At 75.6% G+C, this 4089-nt stretch carries 4 protein-coding genes and 1 pseudogene; 1 reads left to right on the top strand and 4 read right to left on the bottom strand.

Features of this window, described 5'->3' with window-relative positions; genetic code table 11:
• The 4 genes and pseudogenes from AB0M39_RS41425 to AB0M39_RS41410 all read right to left on the bottom strand — a co-directional run.
• A pseudogene (locus AB0M39_RS41425) lies at window positions 1-402 on the bottom strand (hypothetical protein); the annotation flags it as partial.
• Window positions 392-1411, bottom strand: a complete 1020-nt coding sequence (locus tag AB0M39_RS41420) for a MoxR family ATPase (RefSeq protein ID WP_365374215.1) — start codon at window positions 1409-1411, stop codon at window positions 392-394. The pseudogene AB0M39_RS41425 and the gene AB0M39_RS41420, both read right to left, overlap by 11 nt.
• A gap of 131 nt (window positions 1412-1542) precedes the next feature.
• Window positions 1543-3300 carry a trypsin-like peptidase domain-containing protein gene (locus tag AB0M39_RS41415; RefSeq protein ID WP_365374213.1) on the bottom strand — a complete coding sequence of 586 codons (1758 nt, stop codon included), beginning with the start codon at window positions 3298-3300 and terminating at the stop codon, window positions 1543-1545.
• Window positions 3300-3635, bottom strand: coding sequence for a CU044_2847 family protein (locus AB0M39_RS41410; protein WP_365374210.1), 336 nt, complete (start codon window positions 3633-3635; stop codon window positions 3300-3302). Before AB0M39_RS41410 ends, AB0M39_RS41415 begins: the two co-directional genes overlap by 1 nt.
• 117 nt (window positions 3636-3752) lie before the next feature.
• Between AB0M39_RS41410 and AB0M39_RS41405 the strand changes: the two genes are divergently transcribed.
• A partial coding sequence (locus AB0M39_RS41405) for a DUF6597 domain-containing transcriptional factor (protein WP_365374207.1) occupies window positions 3753-4089 on the top strand: 337 nt, incomplete at its 3' end.

Here is a 4089-nt window from a genome sequence, read left to right as displayed (position 1 = left end):
CGCCAGGGCGCCGACGGCCGGTGCGTGCAGCGCCACCCGGTCGTCGGCCGGGGCGACCGGGGGAGCGGGCACATGGGGCGGCGCGAGCGGCAGAGGAGGATGCGCGGGCGGTCGGGGCACGCTCGCGGGCGCCCGGCGGACCGCCTTGGGGACCGGCGGCGGCGCCTGCGACTGCCGGGCCAGCCACAGCAGTTCGGCGACCTCCTGGCCGGTGGGCCGCTCCCCGCCCACGGCCTCGAGAACACGCGCCAGCCGCTCCAGCCGCTCCAGCCGACCCGAGGCGGCGCCAGAGGAGGGGCCGGAGGAGGGGCTGGGCGCGGGGGCGCCCCGATCGGCGGCGGGCGGGCCGACGGCGGACGGCGCCGCGCCCGGCTGCCCGGCGGTCTCCCCGTCAGAGGTCATCGCCGTCGAGCGGGTCCGTGGCCCGGCTCAAGTACGGCATCAGGCTCTTCGCCAGGTCCTCCCGCTCCACCGCGGCCAGACCCGAGGCCCGGGTCAGATAGACGGCGTTGAGCAGCTGGTCGGTCGCCAGCTCCCCGGCGCTGCCCCGCTCCAGGAACAGCCGCACCAACCCGTCCGCCTCCTCGTCCAGCTCGCCCAGATGGGCGCGGACGATGTCCGCCAGATGCTCCGGCAGCGGCTGCTTGAGCTCGAGCGTCACACAGCGGCGCAGAAACGCCGGGGGGAACTCCCGCTCGCCGTTGCTGGTGAGCACGACGAACGGGAACGCACGGCAGCGCACCCGCCCCTGCCGCACGGCCACGCGGTCGTCCGAGTCCGCGATCAGGACGTCCGCCTCGGGGCGCGTCCTGGCCGCGCGCACCAGCTCGGGAATCTCGTACTGCCCCTCCTCCAGCACGTGCAGCAGGTCGTTGGGCAGGTCCAGGTCGCTCTTGTCGATCTCGTCGATCAGCAGCACCCTCGGCTGCTCGTACGGCAGCAGCGCCGTGCCGAGGGGCCCCAGCCGCAGATGGTCCTCGACCGCGCCGTCCTCCGGCGGCCCGTCCTCGGCGCTGCGGCCCGCCGCGTACAGCCGGGAGAGCGGGTCGTACTGGTAGATCCCGTCGGCCAGCGTGGCCCGGCTGGTGATGTTCCAGCGCAGCACGGGCCCCAGGCCCAGCTCCCGGGCGACCGCGTACGGCAGGCTCGACTTCCCGCTCCCCGGCGGCCCGGTCACCAGCAGCGGACGGCGTAGATACAGCGCCGCGTTGACCAGCTGGACCGCCTTGTCCGTCGGGCGGTACGTCTCGGCGCGGTGCACGCGGTACGGAGAGGCCGCCGCCTCCTCGTCCCCGGTCGGCGCGTCGAGCGGCGGGCCGCCGTCGAACGCGCGCCACGGCGGGGGAGGCGGCAGTCGGCGCACCCCGTCGTGGGGTTCGCCCTCGCCGCGGTACACGGGCCACAGGGACATACGAGCGCTCCCGGTCTCGTCGGTCGGTCGGTGTCAGATCGGTGTCAGATCGGTCTCTCGGGTCGGTCGGCGTCCGGAGGCGTCGGGCGGCGTGGGGCGGCGTGGGGCGGCGCCCCCCGACGCAGGCGGCCTCAGAGAGGCGACTGCTGGAGCGGACGCACCTTCGGGAACTGCCGGGGGTCCTCCCACACCAGCGAGAGCCCCTGGGCCCAGTGCGGCCCGTCGTGCACGAACGCCTCCCTGCGCGCCTTCAAGATCGCCTCGGGCAGCTCTCCGGGAGGCAGCGCGGCCAGCTGCCGCGCCAGCGCGTCCAGAAAGCCCTCGCCCCGGCAGTCCCCGGAGCAGCCCCCGCCGCCCTGGCAGCCCGTGCGCGGCCACAGCACGATGGGCGCGGGCGCGTCCAGGACCGCGCGGTGCAGCCCCTTGTCGCGCGGCGACTTCGGCGGCCGGGCCATCCCCACCGGCCCGTGCACGTCCTGGAGCTGGACCGAGAGCCGCTCGGGCCGCTGCCTGCTGTCGCAGCGGACGGGGTGCAGCGTGGAGCCGCGCTGGAGGTCGAGCACCTTCCACGCCTTGCGGAGCATGAACTGGAGGCTCTCGCGGCCGCGGCGCTCCTGGTCCAGCACGACGACCGGCGAACGGCAGCCGAGCGGAGTGCGGACGCCCTTGCGCTGCGCCCACTCGTCCACCGGCTGGTTGATCCAGTCGTGCGGCAGCGCGAACGCGATCAACTCCCGCCCGTCCGCGTCGATCTGGCCGAACGCCGTGTCGATGCGGTCGAGCACCCAGTCCCGCAGCTGCGCGCGCGGCAGCCGCTTCTCGCCGACGAGCTGGCAGTGGCCGTCGCGGTACGCGGCGACCTCGGCCAGGACGACGCCGCGGTCCTCCCCGCTGCGCCGGATGCCCACGAGGATCGGGGACCACGGCCGCGCCGAGGAGGGGCGAGCCGTCGGCGACGGGCCGACGGCGGGGGCCGGGCGGCCCCGGTGGCGCTCCCGGTGCTCGTGCGACCACGCCCGCAGCTCCTGGCCGAGCCCCTCGTCCTCGACCACGTCGGCCAGCCGCACGGTGAGCTCGGCGAGCGGGAGCGCGGTGGGGCGCGGCCCGGTCTCGGAGAGCAGATACCAGACCGCCTGCCACAGCCCGCCCGCGCCGTGCGCCGGGAGGGCGACGCCGAGCGTCCCGGTCGAGGCCTGGAGCAGCCGGTCCACGTCGTACCCCCGCGCCCCCGCCCGCGCGGCCCGCTCGATCAGCTCGCGCAGCCGGCGCTTCTCGGCCGCCGGATAGTCGGGCGTGGGGACGAGGTCGGACACGGGCGGCCAGTGCCGGGCGATGACCTGCGCCGGGACCATCCGGGCGGTGCGCGCCGCCTCGTCGTACGCGGAGACCATCCCGACCACCGTGCCCCCTTGCTCCAGCATGACCGCGGAGCCGCTGAAGCCGTAGCTGGGCTCCTGGCCGTACCCCCGCCACAGCGACAGCTGACTCCACTCGTCGGCTATCAACTGGCGGGAGGCGACGCGTAATTCGCTCTGCACGCCCTCCTCGCCGTACCCGGCGGGGAATCCGTACGCCACCAGCTTCGGATCGGGCGTGCGGTGCGGCTCGTCGAGCCCCGCGAACGCGGCGGGCGCGATGGGCGCCGGCTCGGCCAGCTCCAGCACCGCGACGTCGCCGGGGTCCTGGCTCCGGCCGCTCCACCCGCCGCGCACGGCCACCCGCGCCGGCAGCGGCCCGAGGCCCGGCGCGCCGGGGAACACCACCTGGGAGACGTCCGCCTGGTCGACGACGTGCGCGCAGGTCAGCACATGCCGGTCGGAGACGAGGAAACCGGATCCCGCCACCTCGCCGCCCCGGTCGATGCGGGCCTGCCACGAGGGAGAGGCCATCACGGCCCGACCGGTCCGCTTCCCGGGGACCAGGACAGCTTGACGGTCAGATGGCCCTCGACGGAGCTCTTGGCGATCACCGCCCCCGCCTCGGCGGTGAGCTTCACCCCGAACTCCAGCTCCACGCCGTCCGGTTTGAGCGTTCCCTCGCGGAACACGGCGAGCGCGGACTCGGCCGCCGAGCGGATGCCGATCAGCGCCTCGTCGAACGTACGGCCCGCCTGGGCCAGGGAGTTCTCGCCGCGCGAGACGAGTCTCGCGCCGGGGCCGTGCCGGTCGACCTCCACCGTCACCTGGGCGCCGCTGTCCGTCTGGAACTCCATCAGTGCTGCCATGACCGCCCCCGAAACCTGTGGCTTGCGCAGATCACCCATTGTGTCCGACGGCGTACGCCCCTGTCAGGAGAGCCGCCGGAGTGCTCCCTGCGCGCGCCCGGAGATAGCCTCGGGAGTGTGTACGAGGAACGGGAGTCGAGGCTCGACGGCGCGGTCGTGTGGACGCGGACGCTGAACGCCTCGCCCGGGCCGCTGTGCCCGGTGCTCCCGGACGGCTGCATGGACCTGCTGTGGACCGAGGGCCGGCTGTTCGTCGCGGGCCCCGACACCCACGCCCACACCCCCGGCCGCGAGCTCGGCCCGCTGATCGCCGGGGTGCGGTTCGCGCCCGGGACCGCGCCCGCGCTGCTCGGCGTCCCCGCGCACGAGCTGCGCGACCGCAGGGTCGACCTCGCCGATCTGTGGGGCGGGGCGCTGGCGCGCCGGCTGACCGAGCGGGTCGACGCGGCCGCGG

The sequence above is a fragment of the Streptomyces sp. NPDC051907 genome (assembly GCF_040681075.1).
Lineage (GTDB): Bacteria > Actinomycetota > Actinomycetes > Streptomycetales > Streptomycetaceae > Streptomyces.
The sequence above is the reverse complement of the archived record's forward strand: the minus strand, read 5'-3'. Positions and strand labels throughout refer to the sequence as shown.

Coding starts and splice junctions, on each gene's coding strand:
- AB0M39_RS41410 (WP_365374210.1), bottom strand. CDS start 3,635: ATGGCAGCACTGATGGAGTTCCAGACGGACAGCGGCGCCCAGGTGACG.
- AB0M39_RS41420 (WP_365374215.1), bottom strand. CDS start 1,411: ATGTCCCTGTGGCCCGTGTACCGCGGCGAGGGCGAACCCCACGACGGG.
- AB0M39_RS41415 (WP_365374213.1), bottom strand. CDS start 3,300: ATGGCCTCTCCCTCGTGGCAGGCCCGCATCGACCGGGGCGGCGAGGTG.